This window comes from Microbacterium sp. AG790, assembly GCF_003634765.1.
GTDB lineage: Bacteria > Actinomycetota > Actinomycetes > Actinomycetales > Microbacteriaceae > Microbacterium.
On sequence record NZ_RBWZ01000010.1, the window covers coordinates 46,909 to 66,595 of the forward strand.

Annotated in this window: 17 protein-coding genes; 10 read left to right on the forward strand and 7 right to left on the reverse strand. The window is 69.8% G+C overall.

Features of this window, described 5'->3' with window-relative positions; genetic code table 11:
* The 4 genes from DEU37_RS11355 to DEU37_RS11370 form a co-directional block, all read right to left on the reverse strand.
* Nucleotides 1-1,509: a GH1 family beta-glucosidase gene (locus tag DEU37_RS11355; RefSeq protein WP_121190783.1), complete on the reverse strand. Its 1,509-nt coding sequence runs from the start codon at nt 1,507-1,509 to the stop codon at nt 1-3.
* Nucleotides 1,510-1,538: 29 nt separating this feature from the next.
* Complete coding sequence (locus tag DEU37_RS11360) at nt 1,539-2,456, reverse strand: carbohydrate ABC transporter permease (protein WP_121190784.1); 918 nt, start codon at nt 2,454-2,456, stop codon at nt 1,539-1,541.
* Nucleotides 2,453-3,550 (reverse strand): carbohydrate ABC transporter permease, encoded by a 1,098-nt coding sequence (locus tag DEU37_RS11365; RefSeq protein ID WP_121190785.1) that lies wholly within the window; start codon nt 3,548-3,550, stop codon nt 2,453-2,455. The genes DEU37_RS11360 and DEU37_RS11365 overlap by 4 nt, the downstream gene beginning before the upstream one ends.
* A gap of 86 nt (nt 3,551-3,636) precedes the next feature.
* Nucleotides 3,637-4,911 (reverse strand): ABC transporter substrate-binding protein, encoded by a 1,275-nt coding sequence (locus DEU37_RS11370; RefSeq protein WP_121190786.1) that lies wholly within the window; start codon nt 4,909-4,911, stop codon nt 3,637-3,639.
* Nucleotides 4,912-5,255: 344 nt separating this feature from the next.
* Between DEU37_RS11370 and purS the strand changes: the two genes are divergently transcribed.
* On the forward strand, nt 5,256-5,501 hold the full coding sequence (gene purS / locus DEU37_RS11375) for a phosphoribosylformylglycinamidine synthase subunit PurS (RefSeq protein WP_121190787.1): 246 nt from the start codon (nt 5,256-5,258) through the stop codon (nt 5,499-5,501).
* Nucleotides 5,498-6,205 carry a phosphoribosylformylglycinamidine synthase subunit PurQ gene (purQ, locus tag DEU37_RS11380; RefSeq protein ID WP_121190788.1) on the forward strand — a complete coding sequence of 236 codons (708 nt, stop codon included), beginning with the start codon at nt 5,498-5,500 and terminating at the stop codon, nt 6,203-6,205. The genes purS and purQ overlap by 4 nt, the downstream gene beginning before the upstream one ends.
* Nucleotides 6,206-6,351: 146 nt before the next feature.
* Here the strand turns inward: purQ and DEU37_RS11385 are convergent, their stop codons facing one another.
* Both DEU37_RS11385 and DEU37_RS11390 read right to left on the reverse strand, forming a co-directional pair.
* The gene (locus DEU37_RS11385; protein ID WP_121190917.1) at nt 6,352-6,906 is read right to left on the reverse strand and encodes an NTP transferase domain-containing protein; all 555 of its coding nucleotides are present in this window, start codon (nt 6,904-6,906) and stop codon (nt 6,352-6,354) included.
* Nucleotides 6,903-7,994, reverse strand: coding sequence for an XdhC family protein (locus DEU37_RS11390; RefSeq protein WP_121190918.1), 1,092 nt, complete (start codon nt 7,992-7,994; stop codon nt 6,903-6,905). Before DEU37_RS11390 ends, DEU37_RS11385 begins: the two co-directional genes overlap by 4 nt.
* Before the next feature lie 143 nt (nt 7,995-8,137).
* On the opposite strand from DEU37_RS11390, the gene DEU37_RS11395 reads away from it, so the two are divergent.
* From DEU37_RS11395 to DEU37_RS11420, 6 genes are all read left to right on the forward strand, one after another.
* Nucleotides 8,138-8,941, forward strand: a complete 804-nt coding sequence (locus DEU37_RS11395; RefSeq protein WP_121190789.1) for a xanthine dehydrogenase family protein subunit M — start codon at nt 8,138-8,140, stop codon at nt 8,939-8,941.
* Nucleotides 8,938-11,694: a molybdopterin-dependent oxidoreductase gene (locus DEU37_RS11400; RefSeq protein WP_121190790.1), complete on the forward strand. Its 2,757-nt coding sequence runs from the start codon at nt 8,938-8,940 to the stop codon at nt 11,692-11,694. The genes DEU37_RS11395 and DEU37_RS11400 overlap by 4 nt, the downstream gene beginning before the upstream one ends.
* Nucleotides 11,695-11,768: 74 nt before the next feature.
* The gene (locus tag DEU37_RS11405; RefSeq protein WP_016463973.1) at nt 11,769-12,863 is read left to right on the forward strand and encodes an ABC transporter substrate-binding protein; all 1,095 of its coding nucleotides are present in this window, start codon (nt 11,769-11,771) and stop codon (nt 12,861-12,863) included.
* Between the two features lie 22 nt (nt 12,864-12,885).
* On the forward strand, nt 12,886-13,698 hold the full coding sequence (locus DEU37_RS11410) for an ABC transporter ATP-binding protein (protein ID WP_121190919.1): 813 nt from the start codon (nt 12,886-12,888) through the stop codon (nt 13,696-13,698).
* A 2-nt stretch (nt 13,699-13,700) separates the two neighbouring features.
* Complete coding sequence (locus DEU37_RS11415; protein ID WP_121190791.1) at nt 13,701-14,507, forward strand: ABC transporter permease; 807 nt, start codon at nt 13,701-13,703, stop codon at nt 14,505-14,507.
* 2 nt (nt 14,508-14,509) lie between these two features.
* Entirely contained in the window at nt 14,510-15,400 is an 891-nt protein-coding gene (locus DEU37_RS11420) for an ABC transporter permease (protein WP_121190792.1), read from the forward strand.
* A gap of 175 nt (nt 15,401-15,575) precedes the next feature.
* On the opposite strand, the gene DEU37_RS11425 is transcribed toward DEU37_RS11420, so the two are convergent.
* On the reverse strand, nt 15,576-16,952 hold the full coding sequence (locus tag DEU37_RS11425) for an amidohydrolase family protein (RefSeq protein WP_121190793.1): 1,377 nt from the start codon (nt 16,950-16,952) through the stop codon (nt 15,576-15,578).
* Between the two features lie 93 nt (nt 16,953-17,045).
* On the opposite strand from DEU37_RS11425, the gene DEU37_RS11430 reads away from it, so the two are divergent.
* A complete protein-coding gene (locus DEU37_RS11430) occupies nt 17,046-17,663 on the forward strand; it encodes a TIGR00730 family Rossman fold protein (RefSeq protein ID WP_121190794.1) in 618 nt (205 codons plus the stop codon).
* Between the two features lie 332 nt (nt 17,664-17,995).
* The gene (locus DEU37_RS11435) at nt 17,996-19,678 is read left to right on the forward strand and encodes a hypothetical protein (RefSeq protein WP_121190795.1); all 1,683 of its coding nucleotides are present in this window, start codon (nt 17,996-17,998) and stop codon (nt 19,676-19,678) included.
* Nucleotides 19,679-19,687: the final 9 nt, after the last annotated feature.

The following is a 19,687-nucleotide window of genomic DNA, read 5'->3' on the forward strand; positions in this document are numbered from 1 at the left end:
CTACCTCTGAAGAGTCGAGATCGGAGCACCGGGATGCGAGACGGCCCCGGAGACCGGAACCGCCGCGTCATCGAGTGCGCGGGCGGCGATGACCCGACGATACTCCAGCGCGCTGTCTTTCGCGGTGCGCACCTGGGTGTCGTAGTCGACGTGGACGATCCCGAAGCGCTTGGCATATCCCCAGGCCCACTCGAAGTTGTCCAGCAGCGACCAGTAGAAGTATCCCCGGACGTCCACGCCCGCATCTGCGGCATCGAGGATCGCCTCCAGATGGGCAAGCAGGAACTGCGTGCGCGGGAGGTCGTGCACGCGCGCGACACCGTCTTCGACGACGAGCTCGTCGTCGTACGACGCGCCGTTCTCGGTGACGTACAGGACGGTGCCGGTCGGCTGGGCGTACTCGTCCCACACCCGCTGCAGCAGACGGGTCAGCCCCTCGGGCTGCACCTCCCAGTGCATGTTGGTGCGCGGCAGGCCACGATCGTGCCAGTAGATCCCCTCGTACGACGGGAAGGGGGATGCCGCGGGCCGGTCGGTCGGCGCATCACCCGGCAGCGGCGGGTGCGGATCAGCTGTGCCCCCGACGAGCTCACCGTGGTAGTAGTTCACCCCGAGGACATCCAGCGACTGCGAGATCGTGGCCAGGTCGCCCGGCTGGTTCGCCGTCTCGAGCGCATCGATGGCGGCGGGTGCGACGGCGCGGATGTCCTCGATCACGTCGGCGGGGTACTCGCCGCGGAAGATCGGGTCGAGGAACCACCGGTTGAACTGTCCGTCGATACGGCGGGCGGCATCGGCATCCGCGGCATCCGTGGGGTCGACGGCGTCGGCCACCGTGAGGTTCAGCGTGATGCCGAGGCGCAGATCGGCGTCACGCTCGCGGAGCTCCCGCACGACCGCGCCATGGCCGAGCATGAGGTGGTGCGCGGCGAGCACGCCATCGGTCGCGCTGTAGCGACCCGGCGCGTGGATGCCGGCGGTGTAGCTGAGGAAGGACGAGCACCACGGCTCGTTGAGCGTCGTCCAGTTCTGCACCCGGTCGCCGAGCACGTCATGCACGCTCAGCGCGTACTCCAGGAACTGCTCACTGGTGGAACGGACCGTCCAGCCGCCCTTCTCCTCGATGGCCTGCGGCAGGTCCCAGTGGTAGAGGGTGAGCCACGGCAGGATGTCATTCGCCCGCAGTTCGTCGACCAGGCGCTCGTAGAAGTCGAGCCCCTTGCGGTTGACGGGGCCGCCGTCGGGGCGCACGCGCGACCAGGAGACCGAGAAGCGGTAGGTGTCGAGTCCGAGGTCCTTCATCAGGGCCACATCGTCGCGGAAGCGGTGGTAGTGATCGCACGCGACGTCACCGTTGTCGGCGCCGATCACCGCGCCGGGCACGCGGCTGAAGGCGTCCCAGATGGATGCCGTGCGGCCGTCTTCGAAGGCGGCGCCTTCGATCTGGTAGGCGGCGGTGGCCGCGCCGAAGAGGAAGCCCTCCGGGAAGGAGCGGGAGAACTCTGTCATGAGTCGACCTTTCTGAAGCGGTCGGGCACTCAGCCCTTGACCGCGCCTTGCATGATGCCACTGACCAGCTGCTTGCCGGCGAACACGAACAGGATGAGCAGCGGGATCGTGGCCAGAAGCACGCCCGCGAGCACGATCGAGTAGTCGACGAAGTAGTTGGACTGCAGGAGCGACAGCGCCACCGGCAGCGTCGGGTTCTGCCGGTCGAGAACGATGAACGGCCAGAAGAAGTTGTTCCACGCCGACACGAAGGTGAACAGGGCGAGCATCGCGGCGGCCGGTCGCGCGGCCGGCAGACCCACGGTGAGGAAGGTGCGGAACGAGCTCGCCCCGTCGACACGCGCCGCCTCGATCAGCTCATCCGGGACGGCCTGGCGCAGATACTGCGTCATCCAGAACACGCCGAACGCGCTCACGAGGGCGGGCACGATGATCGCGCCGAGCTGACCGGTCCAGCCCATGTCGCTGAACAGGATGTACAGCGGCACGACGCCGAGCTGGGTGGGGACGGCCATCGTCGCGATGACGAAGACGAGCAGCCAGCTCGATCCCTTGAACTTGAGCTTGGCGAACGCCCAGCCCGCGAGCGTGGAGAAGAAGACGACGGAGATGGCGATCAGGCCGGAGCTGATGATCGAGTTCCACAGGGCCGTCCAGAAGTTCACGGCCGGATCGTTCATGACCTTCGCGGCGTTGGCGAAGAAGTTGCCGCCCGGAATCCACGACATGTTGGGATCGCGGATCGTGTACGAGTCGCCGGAACCGATCAGCAGCGACCAATAGAACGGGAAGAGGCTGCCGACGAGGACGGCGGCGAGGCAGGCGTAGACGATCCAGCCCGGACGGGTGCCCTTCACGTGGCGCGGACGGTGCTTCTTCTCGCCTCGGCCCGGGGTCGGCAGTGCGTCGTCGATGACGGGGACGGCGCGTTCGTTGAGGACGCTCATCGCGTCACCTCCGCTGATTCGTTCGTGCGACGGGGATCGGATGCCGCAGCGCGATCGGCGGCGACCGCGGCACGGGCCGCGCGTCGGGCGACGCGCATCTGTGCCCGGGTGAGGGTGTTGCGGCTGCCTTCGTCGCGCACCAGGTTGCGGGTGATGAAGAGGTTGATGACGCCGATCACCAGGATGATGATGAAGAGGATCCAGGCCAGCGCCGCGGCGCGGCCCAGGTTCCACTGTCCCCAGCCGAGGTCGTAGAGCCAGAGCGAGATGGTCAGCCACTGGTTGTTGGCGCCGCCGGTGCCGGTCTGGTCGTACATGCGGGGCTCGTCGAAGATCTGCAGGCCACCGATGGTGGACGTGATGATGACGAAGATCAGCGTGGGGCGCAGGCTCGGCATGGTGATCGCGAAGAACTGCCGCACCTTGCCGGCACCGTCGACGGTGGCCGCCTCGTAGTAGTCGCGCGGGATCGCCTGCATGGCGGCGAGGAGGATGAGGGTGTTGTAACCGGTCCAGCGGAAGTTCACCATCGTGGCGATGGCGATGTGGCTGGCGAAGGTGTCGGAGTGCCACATCACCGGGGGCAGCCCGATGCTGCTCAGCCAGGTGTTGATGATGCCGTACTGGTCACCGAACATGTTCGAGAAGATCAGGGCCACGGCGACGGGGGCCATGACGTAGGGGACGAGCACGCCCATGCGCCAGAACGTCTTGGCGCGGATGTTCTGGTCGAGCAGCGCCGCGATGAACACGGCGGCGATGAGCTGGGGCACCGACGACAGCAGGAAGATGCTGAAGGTGTTGCGCAGCGCCGCCCAGAACTTCGGGTCGGAGATCACGGTGGCGTACTGGTCGAAACCGACGAAGGTGCCGGAGTTTCGCACCAGGTCCCAGTCCATGAACGAGATCACCGCGGTGTACCCGATCGGGAAGAGCCCGACGACGAGGAACAGGATGAAGAACGGGGAGATGTAGAGGTACGGCGAGAGCTTGAGATCCCAGGAGCTCAGCCGGTTGCCGAAGCCGATCCGTTTCGGCTGACGCGCGACGGCGGCGGTGCCGCGCACGCGCGTGGAGGTTCTGGTGGTGTCCACTCTTCAGTCCTTCGATCTCGTGGTTGAGGCAGGGAGCGGGCCCGGGAGGGTCCCCCGGGCCCGCTGTCACATGTCTGCCGTCGTCCTTACTTGATGGCGGCGACTTCCGTCTGCCACTGCGCCCACGAGGCGGCCTTGTCCTGCGTTCCCTCTTCGACGCGGGTCAGAGCCTTCTGCATCGCGTCGTTGATCTGGAAGTAGAACTGGCCCTTGAAGGGCGACACCGTGACCGCGTTGGCGCGGTCGGTGAGGATCTGGCCCACCGGAGCGTTGTTGAAGAACTCGTTCTTCGAGCTCAGCAGCGTGTCGGACTTCATCGCGTCGACCTGGCTCGGGAACGTGCCGGCCGCCGCGAACGCCTTGAGCTGCGTGTCGGGGCTGGTCAGCCAGTCGGCGAGCTGCTGCGCAGCCGCGACGTTCTTGCCGTTGGCGGGGACGGTCAGGTACGAACCGCCCCAGTTGCCGCCGCCGCCGGGGAAGACGTTGGCGATGTCCCAGCCCTTGACGTCCTTGGCGTTGCCGGAGATGACACCGAGCATCCAGCCCGGGCAGAGCATCGTCGCGAACGAACCGTTGGACAGACCGGCCATCCAGTCGTCGGACCACTGGCTGAGGTGAGCGGACTGCGTCTTGGAGGCGTCGAGCACCTGGTTGTAGATCGTCTCGACCTGCGGGTCGATCGTGATCTTGCCGTCCGAGGGGTTCTCGTACGCGGCCTCGACCTGGTTGATCATGCCCTGGTAGGTGCCGCCGGCGGAGTCGAAGAACGCCTTGCCGGTTGCGGCGGTGTACTTCGCGCCGGTGTCGAAGTAGGTCTTCCAGTCACCGGTGAGCAGCTTCGCGACCGACTCGCGGTCGGTGGGCAGGCCCGCCGCGGCGAACAGGTCGGAGCGGTAGCAGACGCCCTCGGGACCGATGTCGGTGCCGTAGCCGATGAGGTTGCCCTTGGGGTCGGTGGCGGCCTTGGTCTTCCAGTCCAGCCAGCGGCTCTTCAGGTCGGCGGGGACCGGGGCGAGCAGGTCGGAGTACTTCATGACCTCGGGCAGCCAGTCGACCTCGATGGCCTCGATGTCGGCGAGACCCGTCTTGCCGAGCTTCTGGAAGTAGTTGGCGCGCGCGTCGTTGCTCGTGGCCGCCTTGTTGTGCACGATCGTGACGTTGGGGTGCTCCTTCGTGTACTCGGCGAACAGGGCGTCCGAGTATCCGAAGTCGTTGAAGGTCGCAACGGTCAGGGTGACCTTCTCGTTGGGGTCGGCCGTGGCTGCTCCGCCGCCGCCACCGGCACAGCCGGCGAGGACGAGGGCGGAGGTGGTCGCGACGCCGGCCACGAGGCCGATGCGCCGCAGTGCGCGTGTGTTCACGTGTCACTCCTTTGTGGATGTGTTTCAGGTGCGTGGGTTGCGTTCCCGTCTCCCCGCGTTACCGCGTCGCTATCGGAATGGGAGCGCTCTCACCGGACACCGATGACGTTATGGGATCGCTCCCAGGAAAGCAAGGGAGCGCTCCCACGAGTGGATCACGGTTGCGTAACGACGGCCGTGGCAAATCGGCGGCATCCGCTGCGCGGGGGGTCTCCTCACCAACGGATGCCGAGGGCCGGATGCCCGTAGACTGAGGGCGACCCCTTCCCTCCCGCGGCGCGCCGGCTCCGGCATCGATCCGCGGGACGACCCCGCGGCCGTCAGGCGGCCCTCAGGAGGACCGAATGCCCACCATCGTCGTCGATGTCATGCCCAAGGCCGAGCTGCTGGACCCGCAGGGCAAGGCCGTCGCCGGTGCCCTCGGCCGTCTCGGCGTGGAGGGCTTCTCGGCCGTCCGCATCGGCAAGCGGTTCGAACTCACCGTGGACGTCGCCGACGAGAAGACGCTCGAGACGGTGCGCACGTTGGCTGACGAGGTGCTCTCGAACTCGGTGATCGAGGACGTCGTGGGCATCGAGGTCGTCGAATGACCGCACGCATCGGCGTCATCACCTTTCCGGGCTCGCTCGACGACGGCGACGCCCAGCGCGCGATCCGCCTCGCGGGCGCCGAGCCCGTGGCCCTCTGGCACGGATCGCACGATCTCGAGGATGTCGACGCGCTCGTGCTGCCGGGCGGCTTCAGCTACGGCGACTATCTGCGCGCCGGCGCGATCGCCGCGCTCGCCCCAATCATGACCGAGGTGAAGGATGCCGCCGCCAAGGGCGTGCCCGTGCTCGGCATCTGCAACGGGTTCCAGATGCTCGTCGAGGCACACCTGCTGCCGGGTGGTCTGATCCGCAACGCCCACCAGCAGTTCATCCGGCGCGATCAGCGCCTGCGCGTCGAGAACGCGTCGACCGCCTGGACCTCCGCTTTCGAAACAGGCCAGGAGATCACGATCCCGCTCAAGAACGCCGATGGCGGCTACATCTGCTCGGCCGAGACGCTGAACCAGATCGAGGGCGACGGTCTCGTCGCGTTCCGCTACCTCGGCGTGAACCCCAACGGCTCCCTCGACGACATCGCCGGTCTCACGAACGCACGCGGCAACGTCGTCGGCCTCATGCCCCACCCCGAGCACGCGGTGGAGCCGGGCTTCGGTCCGAACACCCCCGACGCGATGCGCTCGGGCGTGGACGGACGGGGATTCTTCACCTCGGCGATCGCCGCCGTGGTTGGCGCCGCCGCCTGAGTCCCGCCGCAGCAGCCGCCATGCCGGACTGCAAGGCTCGGCGCGCGACACGCGGGTGAGGTCCACCGCCGAGCGGCGTGTCTTGCGACATCCCTTGCAGTTCGGGCGTGGGTGGAGTTTGGGCGGGCGGAGGGGCAACGCCCGCGTCAGTCGGAGGTGTCGCGGTCGCGGCCGTGCCACAGGTCGGCGCACTCCACCCGTTCGGCGCCGTGCGCCCGCAGGTACGCGCCGGCGCCGCGGTCGCCCGTCAGCGCACCGGCCACCCGCGGCACGTGCGCCTGGCCGATCAGCACCGGGTGGCCCGGGCGACCCCGGTACACGGCCTGACGCAGGGCGTTCGCGTCGGCATCCCGCATCATCCGACGACACGCCGATGCCGGCAGCTCCGGCACATCCACGGGAACGAGGAGCGCAGCGACGGCACCCGAAACGCCGGCCGCCTCCAGCCCGAGACGGACGGATGCCGACAGCTCACGGCACCCGTCGGCGACGCGCACCACGACGGCCCCCGCCGGCACGAGCGGCTCCGCCTCGTCGGCGCCCGTACCCAGCACGACGACGACCGGCTCGCACCCGGCGGCACGGAGGGTGCCGACGGCGAGAGTCAGCCACGGCTCGCCCGCGTCGGTGCGGGCCAGCGCCTTCGGGCCGCCGAAGCGGGTGCCGGCGCCCGCCGCGAGGACGATCCCGCAGATCGTCACGGCCGCCAAGAAGATGCCGGGCCGACGGCGGCGATCGGCGCGCAGACCACGGCGCCCGCCGCTTCGGGCGCCGTCCGCGCGTCGCGGCGTCCGGCGGCGTGGACGGGTCCGGCCAGGCCCGACAGCCGTGCGCCCGACCCGCCCCGGCGATCGGCGACGATCTCGGCGAGGATCGACAGGGCGGTCTCGTCGGCGCAGACGCCGCCGAGGTCGAGGCCGATCGGCGAACGCAGGCGTGCGAGCTCGGCGTCGCCCACTCCGGCGTCGCGGAGGCGGCGGAGGCGGTCGTCGTGGGTGCGGCGGCTGCCCATGGCCCCGACATAGTCGGCGGGCGAGCCGAGTGCGACCCGCAGCGCGGGAACGTCCAGACGCGGATCGTGACTCAGAACGCAGATCGCCGTGGCAGCGTCGAGCCGCTGGCCGGCCAGATAGCGGTCGGGCCAGTCGACCACGACCTCTGCCCCGGGAAAGCGGTCGGCGCTGGCGAAGACCTCCCGCGGATCGACCACGCTCACCCGCTGCCCCATCGCCTGACCCAGTCGGGCGAGCGCGACGGCGAACTCCACGGCGCCCACCACGATGAGCCGCGGGCGTGCGCCGACCTCAACGACGATCGCGTCGGCGTGCGGCGCGGCATCCGCCCCCGACGCGTCGGCGGTCCCGTGCTCGACGACACCCGTCCCGCGGAGAGCGCCCGACGTCACGAGACGGAACCGGGTGGGGATGCCGACGGCATCCCGCTCCGCCAGCAGCGCGAGCTGGGCCGCCGCGGCGCCGCCGGGCGGCACGGGGCGCACGAGCACCTCGACCGCTCCCCCGCAGGTGAGGCCCGCGGCGAGGCCCTCGCCGTCGCTGTAGCCGAAGCTGTCGACCGACACCGCTCCGCTGTCGATCGCCTCGAGACACCGCTCGTAGACGGCGCCCTCGACACACCCGCCCGACACGTTTCCGAACACCGCGGCATCCGAGACGATCATGCTCGCCCCGACCGGCCGCGGCGCGCTGCCCGAGACCGCGACGACCGTCGCGATCGCGAACGCACGCCCCTCGCGCACCCACTGGGCCGCCGGGGACAGGATGTCGCGCATGGTCGTCACTGTAATCGCCGCTCGTTGCGAGCCTGTTGCGTGCGCGTGAAACACGGGCGAAACGGCACTCTGTTTCACTCGGACTCGATCCGGTCCGCGCACCCGACGCCGCGGACGGGACGCGAAACAGATCGGAGCGGCACATGGACATCACCAGCGTGCGCTCGTTCCGGACGGCGCGCACCCGCGAGGACCTCCTGCTCGCGCCGGGCGAGACGATCATGGCGGGCGGCACGTGGCTGATGAGCGAGCCGCAGCCGGCAACGACCGGTTTCGTCGACGTCACCGGCATGGGCTGGCCCGACCTCGACGCCGATGCCGAGGGCCTGCGCATCGCCGCGACGTGCACCATCGCTCGGCTCGTCGCCTTCTCGCGGGAGGCTCCGGCGTCGTGGACCGCCGCCGCGATGATCCCCGATGCCGCGAACGCCCTCCTCGCCTCGTTCAAGATCTGGAACACCGCCACCGTCGGCGGCAACATCTGCCGCGCCTTCGCGGCGGGCGCGATGGTGGCGCTCTGCGTCGGGCTCGACGGGGTCGCCGAGATCTGGAGCGACGAGGGCGACCGTGAGCTTCCCGTCGCCGAGCTCGTCACCGGCAACGGCACGACCTCGCTTGAGCGCGGCGAGGTGCTGCGCGCGATCCGCCTGCCGGCGGAGGCACTGCGCTCCCGCGCCGTGTTGCGCAAGATCGCCCTCGCCGAGCACGGCCGCTCGGGAGCCGTCGTCACGGGCCGGGTCGACCCCGACGGCGCCAGCGTCTTCGGGGTGACGGCGGCGACCTGGCGGCCCACGGTGCTGCGCTTCGCTGCGCTGCCGGATGCCGCGACCCTCGCCGCCGCGATCGAAGACTCCTCGGGGTACTACACCGATCCGCTCGGGTCGGCGGACTGGCGTCGGGGCGTCGCCGTTGCACTCGCGGAGGACATCCGGAGGGAGCTCGCATGAAGTGGGTCGTCGACGGCGCCGAGGTGGATGCCGAGCCGCGCCCCGGCCAGTGCCTGCGCACTCTCCTGCGCGAGACGGGCCACACCGAGGTCAAGAAGGGGTGCGACGCGGGCGACTGCGGCGCCTGCACCGTGCTGCTGGACGGCGACCCCGTGCACTCCTGCCTCATTCCCGCCGGTCGCGTCGAAGGCCGACACGTCACCACGGCGGCCGGACTCGCGCCGGGTGACGAGCTGCATCCGGTGCAGGAGGCGCTGGCGACCGGATTCGGGTTCCAGTGCGGGTTCTGCACGCCGGGCATGAGCGTGACGGCCTCGACCCTCTGCGAGAGCGATCTCGACGACCTCGACCGTCGCATGAAGGGCAACCTCTGCCGGTGCACGGGGTATCGCCCGATTCGCGAGGCGATCATGACCGCGGTGCGCGAGACGGGGCGGTCGGCACGGCGCGAGGATGCGGATGCGGCGGCATCGGCATCCGCCGTCGTCGGCCGCTCGGTCGCGCCCCCCGCCGGCCCGCGGCTGACGCAGGGGCGCGAGAGCTTCACGTTCGACCTCGAGCCGGATCACCCTGCGGCCGACGCCCTCGTGCTGCGGCTGGTGACGAGCCCGCACGCACACGCGCGGATCACGGCGATCGACACCACGACCGCCCGCGCGGTGCCGGGCGTCGTCGCGATCTTCACCCACGCCGACGTTCCCGACGTGCGCTACTCCACCGGCCGTCATGAGCACCGCACCGACGATCCCGACGACACCCGCATGCTCGACGACGTGGTCCGCCACGTCGGGCAGCGGGTCGCCGCGGTGGTCGCCGAGACCGCCGAGGCGGCGGATGAGGCGTGCCGGCTCGTCCACGTGGACTACGAGCTGCTGCCCGCCGTCTTCGATCCGGCACAGGCGCGACGGCCGGGAGCTCCCCTGCTGCACCCCGACCGCACGCCCGCCGACCGGGTCGACGAGGCCGGGCGCAACGTCATCGCGAGCGTGCACGCCGGCCCCGACGCCGCCGAGCTCGAGGCCGCGCTGTCGGCGAGCGCCGTGACGGTGACCGGAACCTGGCAGACCGCGCGGGTCACCCACGCGCAGTTGGAGACCCACGGCTCGATCGGCTGGCTCGACGGCGACGGCCGCCTCGTGCTGCGATCGTCGACGCAGGTGCCGTTTCTCGCCCGCGACGAGATCGCGCACATCTTCGGACTCGACCGCGACCGCGTGCGCGTGCACACCGCGCGCCTCGGCGGCGGCTTCGGGGGCAAGCAGGAGATGTTCACCGAGGATCTCGTCGCCCTCGCGGTGCTGCGCACGGGCCGTCCGGTGGCGTTCGAGTTCAGCCGCGCCGACGAGTTCCAGCGCGCGGCCGTGCGGCATCCGATGCGCGTGACGGTCACCCTCGGGGCCGATGCCGACGGACGGCTCACCGCCATGGCGATCGATCTGCTGAGCGACACCGGCGCCTACGGCAACCACTCCCGCGGCGTCATGTTCCACTCCCTCGCCGAATCGACGACGATCTACCGGGTTCCCCTGAAGCGTCTCGATGCGGAGGTCGTGTACACGAACAACGTGCCGTCCGGCGCCTTCCGCGGATACGGGCTCGGGCAGGTGGTGCTCGGGGTCGAGTCGGCGATGGACGAGTTGTCCCAGCGGTTGGGCATCGACCCGTTCGAGCTTCGGCGGCGCAACGCCGTCACGCCGCAGGACGACCCGGGCCACGACGACCTGGTGTGGGGAAGCTACGGCTTCGACCAGTGCCTCGATCTCGCCGAGTCGGCCCTCCGCCGCGGCAACGGCGTCGAGGCCCCCGCGGGGTGGCTCGTCGGCGAGGGCGTCGCGGCGGCGATGATCGCCACGATGGCGCCGTTCGGCCACATCGCGCACACGAGCGTCACGCTCCGCACCGACGGCACCTACCTGCTGCGCGCCGGGACGGCCGAGTTCGGCAACGGCACCACGACGGTTCTCCGCCAGATCGCGGTGACCGACCTGTCCGCCGATCCCGACCGCATCGAGCTCTGGCACGCCGACACCGACGCGGTCGCCCATGACACGGGCGCGTTCGCGTCGGCGGGCATCACCGTCGCGGGCAAGGCGCTGCACGCCGCCTGTCTCGCGCTCGCGGAGCGGCTGCGCGCCCGCGCCGCCGAACTGACCGGCACGGATGCCACCGAGGCGCGACTTATGCCCGACAGCGTATACACGCCGGTCCGCATCGTGTCGCTCGGTGAGCTGACGGCGGACGGCGAGCTCACCGCCGACGGCAGCGAGCGGGGTGAGCACCGTTCACTGGCGTTCAACGTCCATGCCGTCCGCGTCGCCGTCGATCCCCGCACCGGTGTCGTCCGCATCCTGCAGTCGATCCAATCGGCGGATGCCGGTTTCGTGATGAACCCCGCGCAGTGTCGCGGACAGATCGAGGGCGGGGTCGCGCAGGGCATCGGCAGCGCCCTGTACGAAGAGGTGATGGTCGAGGACGGCAAGGTCACCACCCCCGCCTTCCGGCTGTACCGCGTGCCCCAGTTCGGTGACATCCCCGAGACCGAGGTCTACTTCGCCGACACCGCCGACGATCTCGGCCCGTTCGGTGCGAAGTCGATGAGCGAGTCGCCGTACAACCCCGTCGCGCCGGCGATCGGCAATGCCATCGCCCGCGCGCTCGGCGCCCGTCCCTACGAGCAGCCGTTCCGCCGCGACCGTGTCTGGCGCCTCGCGTCACACCACCGAAACACGAACGGGCAAACGCCGGAAATGTGAGGCACCTATCGTCTCCAGAATCACCGCAGCCCGTTCTGCATCCACAGCACATGACACCGCACCCGGGAGACCCGATGCCTTCACGCTCCACCCGCCGCCGCGGCGGAATCATCCTGGCGGTCGCCGCCGCAGCCGCCCTCGCTCTGTCCGCCTGCTCGTCGGCGGGAGGCGCAGCCAGCCCCTCGGCATCCGGTGAGGCCGCCAGCTACGGCGACATCAGCGTGCAGTACTCGTGGATCAAGAACGAGGAGTTCGCGGGCGAGTTCTACGCCTACGACAACGGCTACTACGACCAGGCGGGCTTCTCCAAGGTCACCGGCGTCGCGGGCCCCGACACGGGTGTCGCCAAGCTCCTGTCCGGCTCGGTGCAGGTCGCGCTGACCGATGCCGCATCCGTCGGCGCCGCCGTGTCGGAGCAGAGCGCTCCGCTGAAGATCATCGCCACGACCTTCCAGAAGAACCCGTTCACGATCCTGTCGCTGAAGAACAAGGGCAACATCGCGACCCCGAAGGACCTCATCGGCAAGAAGATCGGCGTGCAGGACTCCAACGCCTCGGTCTTCAAGGCGCTCCTCGCCGCGAACGGCATCTCGGAGAGCCAGCTGACGATCGTGCCCGTCGACTTCGATCCGACACCGCTCATGAACGGTGACGTCGACGGCTTCATGGCCTACCTCACCAACGAGGCCATCACGGTCGAGATGGCGGGATACCCGACCACCAACCTCGCCTACGCCGAGAACGGTCTGCCCTACGTCGCCGAGTCGTACGCCGTCACCGACCAGTACCTCGCCGAGCACAAGGACCTGCTGAAGGCGTTCCTCATCGCGGAGATCAAGGGCTGGACCGACACGTTCACCAAGCCCGTCGACGACACCGTGACGGTCGTCACCAAGCACTACAACGACTCCGCCGCGGCGGGCGACCTCACCTTCGGCGAGCTGAACCCCGCCAAGGTCAAGGCCGGCATCGAGGCGCAGGCGAAGCTCATCTCCACCGACGAGACCCAGGCCAACGGCCTGTTCACGATTTCGGACGACCTGAAGGCCCAGACCCTCGCCTCCCTGAAGGCGTCGGGCTGGGAGCTGACGGCCGACCAGCTGTTCGACACGTCGATCATCGACGAGATCTACGCCGAGCACCCCGAGCTCAAGAAGTACCTCCCCTAACGAGATGTCCGTGTCATCCACGATGGATGCCGGTGCCGGCGCGACGGCCGCCGGTACCGGCATCCAGATCTCCGGGGTCTCGAAGTCGTTCACGCTGCGCGGCGGACGCTCGCTGCAGGCACTGCAGGGCACCGACCTGCACACCGACAAGGGCTCGTTCCTGGCCCTGCTCGGCCCCTCGGGCTGCGGCAAGTCCACGATCCTACGGATCCTCGCCGCCCTCGATCACCCGACCGACGGCGTCGCACTGGTCGACGGCGAGACCCCCGACCAGCTGCGCGCCAAGAGCGAGCTCGGCATCGCCTTCCAGGACCACGCGCTGCTGCCGTGGCGCAGCATCCGAAAGAACATCGAGCTGCCGTTCGAGGTCGCCGGCCGTAAGGTCGACCGCGCCTACGTCGACGAACTGATCGACCTCGTCGGCCTGCGCGACTTCGCCGACGCGAAGCCCGCCCAGCTGTCGGGCGGCATGCGCCAGCGCGCGTCGATCGCGCGCGCCCTCGTGCTGAAACCGTCCGTCCTGCTGCTGGACGAACCGTTCGGCGCGCTCGACGACATGACCCGGCAGAACCTCAACCTCGAGCTGCTGCGCATCTGGACCGAGAAGCCGGCGACGACACTGCTGGTGACGCACGGCATCAGCGAGGCGATCTTCCTCGCCGACCGCGTCGCGGTCATGTCACCGCGGCCCGGACGGGTCAAGGAGATCATCGAGGTCGACCTGCCGCGTCCGCGGACGCCCGAGATGATGCGCACGCCCGAGTTCCACGCGCTCGTGGACCGCGCCTCCGAGCTGCTGTTCGGACACGACGGCCGCGCCGAGGCCGAGGCGTAGCCGTGGCTCGCGTGCGCGTGCCCGGCTGGGTCGCGGGACTCGTCGGCGCCGTCGTGCTGGTGGGCGTGTGGTGGCTGTTCTCGCTGACCGCCTTCCGTCCCGCGGACGGCACGAGCTACACCCCCGTCCCCTCACCGTGGGCGGTCGTGGACTGGCTGTTCGTGCAGGGCAACATCGCGGGCGCCTGGGGCGTTTTCCAGCCGACGATCACTGCGGCGGCGATCGGCTACCTCTGGGGCAACGGCATCGCCCTGCTGCTGGCGACGGTCGTGCTCGTCTTCCCGCGCACCGAGACGGTGATCACCCAGATCGCCGTCGTCACCTATTGCCTTCCGATCGTCGCGGTCGGGGGCATCTCGATCGTCGTCCTCGGTGGCGCGAAGAACCCCGGCGACCCGTCGGCGACCGCGATCTTCCTCGCCGCTCTCGTCTGCGTGTTCACGACGGTGGTCGGCGCGATCCTCGGGTTCACCTCCGCCGACAAGGCGGCGCTGGACGTCGTGCGCGTCTACGGCGGCGGCCGGTGGACCCAGCTGCGCAAGGTGCGCTTCGTCGCCGCCCTTCCGGCGATCCTCACGGCGCTGCAGATCGCCGTGCCGACCGCCTTCCTCGGCGCGGTGCTCGGCGAGTACCTCGGCGCGATCACGGCGGGCGTCGGGCCGACGCTCATCCGCCTGCAGGGCCAGCTGGACTCGGCCGGCGTCTGGTCGGTGTTCCTGCTGTGCGCCGTGTTCGCCCTCGTCGCCTACGGACTGTTCGGCCTGCTCATCAGACTCGTCACCCCGTGGGTGGCCGGAAAGGCGGTGTGAGCGTGGACGTCATCGACACGACCCCCGCAACACCCGCGGCATCCCACGTGGGCACCGCCGACCCCATCGCCGTCGCGCGCCTTCGCGCCGAGCGGCGCCGCGGGCTGCGCCGCACCCTGCTGCGCTCGCTCGGCAACGCCGGCATCACCCTTCTGGTGCTGCTGCTGCTCTGGCAGGCGATCGTGAGCCTCACCGGCATCTCGCCCTACATCGCCAAGGGCCCGCTGGATGTGTGGACGTTCCTCGTCACGGCGCCGAAGGCGGAGGCCAACCGCGCACAGATGTTCCCGCTGGTCGGCCAGACGCTGCTCGACGCGTGGATCGGATTCGTCGTCGGCATGATCGTCGCGATCGTCCTGGCGATCGCGTTCAGTCTCTCCAAGGCGATCGAGGCGGGCGTCATGCCGCTGGTCCTCCTGCTACGGACGATCCCGCTGGTGTCGATCGCCCCGGTCATCATCCTCGTCACGGGACGCGGGACCCCGGCATCGGTCGCCGTCATCGGCACCGTCGTGGTGCTCTTCCCGGCCCTGGCCAACGTGCTGTTCGGGTTGAGCCGCGCCAGCCAGCAGAGCCTCGATGTCGTGCACGTCTTCGGCGGCGGCCGGTTCACGGCGCTGCGCAAGGTCAACCTGCCCGGCGCGCTGCCGTCGGTGTTCGCCGCGGCGCGCGTGTCGGTGCCGGGAGCCGTGACCGGTGCGCTGCTGGCGGAGTGGCTGTCGACGGGCACCGGCATCGGCGGGTCGATCCTGAAGTTCAACGCGCAGGCGCAGTTCGCCCAGCTGTGGACCTCGATCGCGCTCATCACGCTGATCACGCTCGTGCTCTACAACCTCGTGCAGATCGTGGAGAACATCGTGCTGGCCCGCATGGGCATGGCTGCCGGGCGCTGAGGCCACGGGCGCTGACCCCACCACCGCACCGCACCCACCACCAACCACCGCCACCGCCACCGACCCGAACTGCAAGGCCGGCGGGCCGACACGCCGTCGGTGGCGGCGCGGATGCCGCGTGTCGCACGGCATCCCTTGCAGTTCGGCCGGGCGGGGACAGTGCGGGCGGCGGGGGTCAGTGCGGGTGGCCGCGGAGCGGGATCACGGCGGCGGGCAGCTCGTGCACCTTCGCGGAGGCTTCCTCTGCGAGCGGGTTGGTCGAGACTCCGTCCGCGTTCACGAGACGACCGCCGACGTAGACGGCCTTCAGATTGCGCGGGCTCATCGCCAGCACGTACGAGCGCACCGGGTGCCAGAGCGGCCCGACGTCGGGGCGGCGCGGATCGACCACGACGAAGTCGGCGAACTTGCCGACCTCCAGCGATCCGACGCGGTCGGCGACGCCCATGATCTCGGCCGATCCGAGGGTGTGCAGGCGGAGCATCTGCTCGGGCATCATCGACAGCGGATCCTTCGTGCGCGCCCGCTGTGCGTAGATGCCGATGCGCATGTTCTGCCACGGATCGCTGACGTCGGTGCAGGCCTGGTCGTCGAGGCCGACGCCGACCTTCATCCCCATCGCGAGCATCTCGGGCACGAGCGCGGTGCCCGAGGCGAGACGACCGTTGGATGCCGGCTGCCACGACATCGCCGCGCCGCCGGCGACCGACTGCGCGATGATCTCCGGCGTGGTCTGGATGAAGTGGCCGAACACGAGCCCGAGCTCGAGGGCCCCGGCATCCCGGTAGAGCGCGAACTTCGACTGCTGGTGCTCGACGGCCTCGGGCGACTCGAGGAAATGGGCCTGGTTGGTCACGCCGTACCGGCGCATCGCCTCGACTTCGAAGGCCGCGGCATCCGGGTGGGGAGACCACTGCACCTGACCCATGATCGACGAGCCGAGCGCGAAGTCCGGATCGAAGGTGCGGGTGTGGGCGACCTCGGCGGCGAAGCGGTCGAAGACCTCGTCGGGGGTGCCGGCGGTGACGTCCATGCCGGCGGCGTCGACGAAGCGGATGCCGGAATCCCGCGTGCCCTCGGCCTGACGCCAGTGGTACTCGAGGCCCCGCAGGCCCGCGGTGCCGGTGCGCTTGCCGTCGACCATCGGCTCCCACGCCTGCAGCGGGTCGGTGAAGTTGTACGCCGTGGTGACCCCGTTCGAGAGGAAGTCGAGGGAGCCGTGCAGCGTCGCCCAGTAGAGCTGGTCGGCGCTCATGTGCGCAGTGGTGCCGAGCATCGCGTCGCACCACCCGTAGAGGGTGTCGGCGACACCGAGCCCGCGCAGACCGCTCGTGAACAGGTGCGAGTGGCTCGACACGAACCCGGGAGCCACGAAGGCGCCCGCGACGTCGAGGGTCTCGTCCGCGGTCGTGCCGACCGGCGGGGTGCCCGCGCCGAGGGCCGCGATGCGGCCGTCGTCCCCGACGAGCATCCACCCGTCCTCGACGTATCCCGGGTCGTCCGTGCCGGCGGGGACGGTGATCAGGCGGGCGTGTGTGACGAGCAGCGACATGCTCTGCACGCTAATCAGGCCATGTTTCCGACCTGTCACGGCTCGGAAACACCCGTGCACGAAGCGGAAACACGGGCGGATTAGCGTCTGGTCATGTCGCGATTCACGGTCACGGTCTTCTGCGGATCATCCCCGGGCTTCGACCCGGTCTACGTCGAGGCGGCGCGCGCCGTCGGCACGGCGATCGGCCGCTCCGGCATGGCGCTGGTCTACGGCGGCGGCCACGTCGGTCTGATGGGCACGGTGGCGGATGCCGCCCTCGCCGCCGGGGCGGAGGTCACGGGCATCATCCCGCGGGCGCTCCAGGCCCGCGAAGCCGTCAACGAGGACCTGACCGAGCTGATCCTCGTCGACACGATGCACGAGCGGAAGATGCTCATGGCCGACCGCGCCGATGCCTTCCTGGCGCTTCCCGGCGGACCGGGCACGCTCGAGGAGCTCACGGAGCAGTGGACGTGGGCGCAGCTCGGCATCCACGACAAGCCGGTGGGACTGCTCAACGTCGACGGGTACTTCGACCCGCTGCTCTCGTTCGTCGCGAACATGCGCGACCGCGGCTTCACACACCCCCGCTACACCGACATGCTGGTCGTCGCGACCGAGGCCACTGAGGCGCTGGCACGACTGCGCGACTACGTACCCCCGGCACGCACCGAGGCCTCGCCGGGCGCCGAGATGACCGGCGCGATGGCGTTGCCCGTGCGCCCCTGAGGGCGGTTGCGACGGGCGGCGGGCGGCGCTGAGCGAGAAACCACTCTGGTGCCGAGACACCTCCGGAGCGACGGTTTCTCGGCGCGGAAAGTGTTTCTCGGGGCGCTGTGGACCGCGGCAGCGAGCGGAGGCTCCCCGGCACCTCACAGCACTCAGCGGACGTAGCGGTCGCCACTCATCTTCTCGAGCCCGCGGCCTCTGGTCGATCGCGGCGGCGCCCAGCGGCACCTAGCGCCCGATGACCACCCCTAGATTCGCCGGCAGATCGCGGCCAGACAGGTGCCCGCCGGCGACGCGTCGTCGGCCACGCGATCTTCAGGAAGAGAGATCCCGTGCAGAAGAGAATTGTTGTCCTGGCTGCCGTCGCGCTCGCGGTGCTGACACCCGTGGCGATGACCTCCGCCGGTTTCACGGACACGACCCATGCCGCGTCACGTCTCGCCACCGCATCCGCACGCCTCGACGAGCCTCCGGTGTACTTCAACTCCGCCAGTGGCTCGGGGCTGTGGATCACACAGTCGGGCGAGCTCTATCTGTCGGGCGATCGCCGCGCGGGAGACGGGGCGGGCGGTACGACCTCGAACGGTTCCGCGCCGACCAAGGTCGCCATCCCGAACGACGTCCGGATCATCGACGCCGTCGGGGGAAGCACCGACTTCCACTATCCGATCGGCGAGAGCTGGTACGCCGCACTCGATGACCGGGGGCGGGTCTGGACCTGGGGCACCGCGCAGAACGCGTTCAACGGCGAGAAGGGACGCGACTCGATCGGTCGAGGGAGCCTCTTCCAGGGGGAGCAGTACCGCGCGGGGCTGGTGGTGACCTCAGACCGACGCGTGCTCAGCGGGATCGTCCGGATCGCCCGCACCGAGAACCAGATTCTCGCCCTCGACGCCGACGGCAACCTCTGGACCTGGGGAAGCATCGACAACATCGCCCGTCCGGACGGTCGCAACGTCGCCACGCCCTTGCCCATTGTGTCCAACGACACGTGTTGGACGCCCGGGTCGGGGCGGTGCACGCCGGACAGTCCCGACACCGCGGGGAAGATCCGTTGGCGCTCGGTGTGGAACGGGGCGAACCTGGGTCTGGGCGTCGGGCGCAATGGATTGATCTACACCTGGGGGTGGGACAACTCGAACGGACTGAGCTCCGGACAGGTGCACACCTACGCGCCGACCTTGAACGAGGGCGCAAACCTCACACTCTTCGCCGCCTACCCCGAGCTCTACCGCACCGGCGACGGCCTCGTCTACGACCCGAAGGTGCAGACGACGGCGCAGGCTCGACACCGCACGTACGTTGCGATCGTCACGGCGATGAAGGACAAGGTGCTGCCCGGCTGCGACGGAACCCTCGGGCAGCTCGACCGCGTCGACGACACCTGCCCCGTGCGCCAAGCCGCGATGTTCGATCTGGCCGGGAGCTTCCTGCTCCAGAACGGCGCCCTGTTCACCTGGGCCGTCAACGACGCACGTAACGGGTACGCATTCCTCGGCCGCGCGAGTACCACCGACTCGACGTGGAGTCTCGATCCGACCTATCGATACGCCCCCGGACGTGTGAGCGTCGCGGGTCAGCAGACCACGTTCCGCTCCTACAACGCCACCCTGACGAGCGTGACGGCGATCACCGCCGCCGGCGACGTCTACGGCTGGGGTGTCAACAACTACTGCCAGGCCATCGGTCGCCATCTGGACGGTTCCGTGCCGTGCACGACAGGGATCCCTGCCGAACGCGTCCTCCTGCCCACTCGCATCGCGGCCCTCGACGACGTCGCCGTCCGCGAGATCAGGACGGCGGCCTGTACGACCTGGGCGGTGACACGCGACGACGGGCTGTACACGTGGGGCGGCACGCAGAACGTCGCGGCCTACGACTACGCGTGGTGCGGACGATACCCCTCCGGTGCCCAGTCGTTCTCGTTCCTGAACGTGAACGACCCGACCGCGCCGGCACTTGTCTTCTCCCGTCCGCTGGCCGAGGTCGCAACGGGGACCGTTCGGGTAAAGTGACGGCGCGGC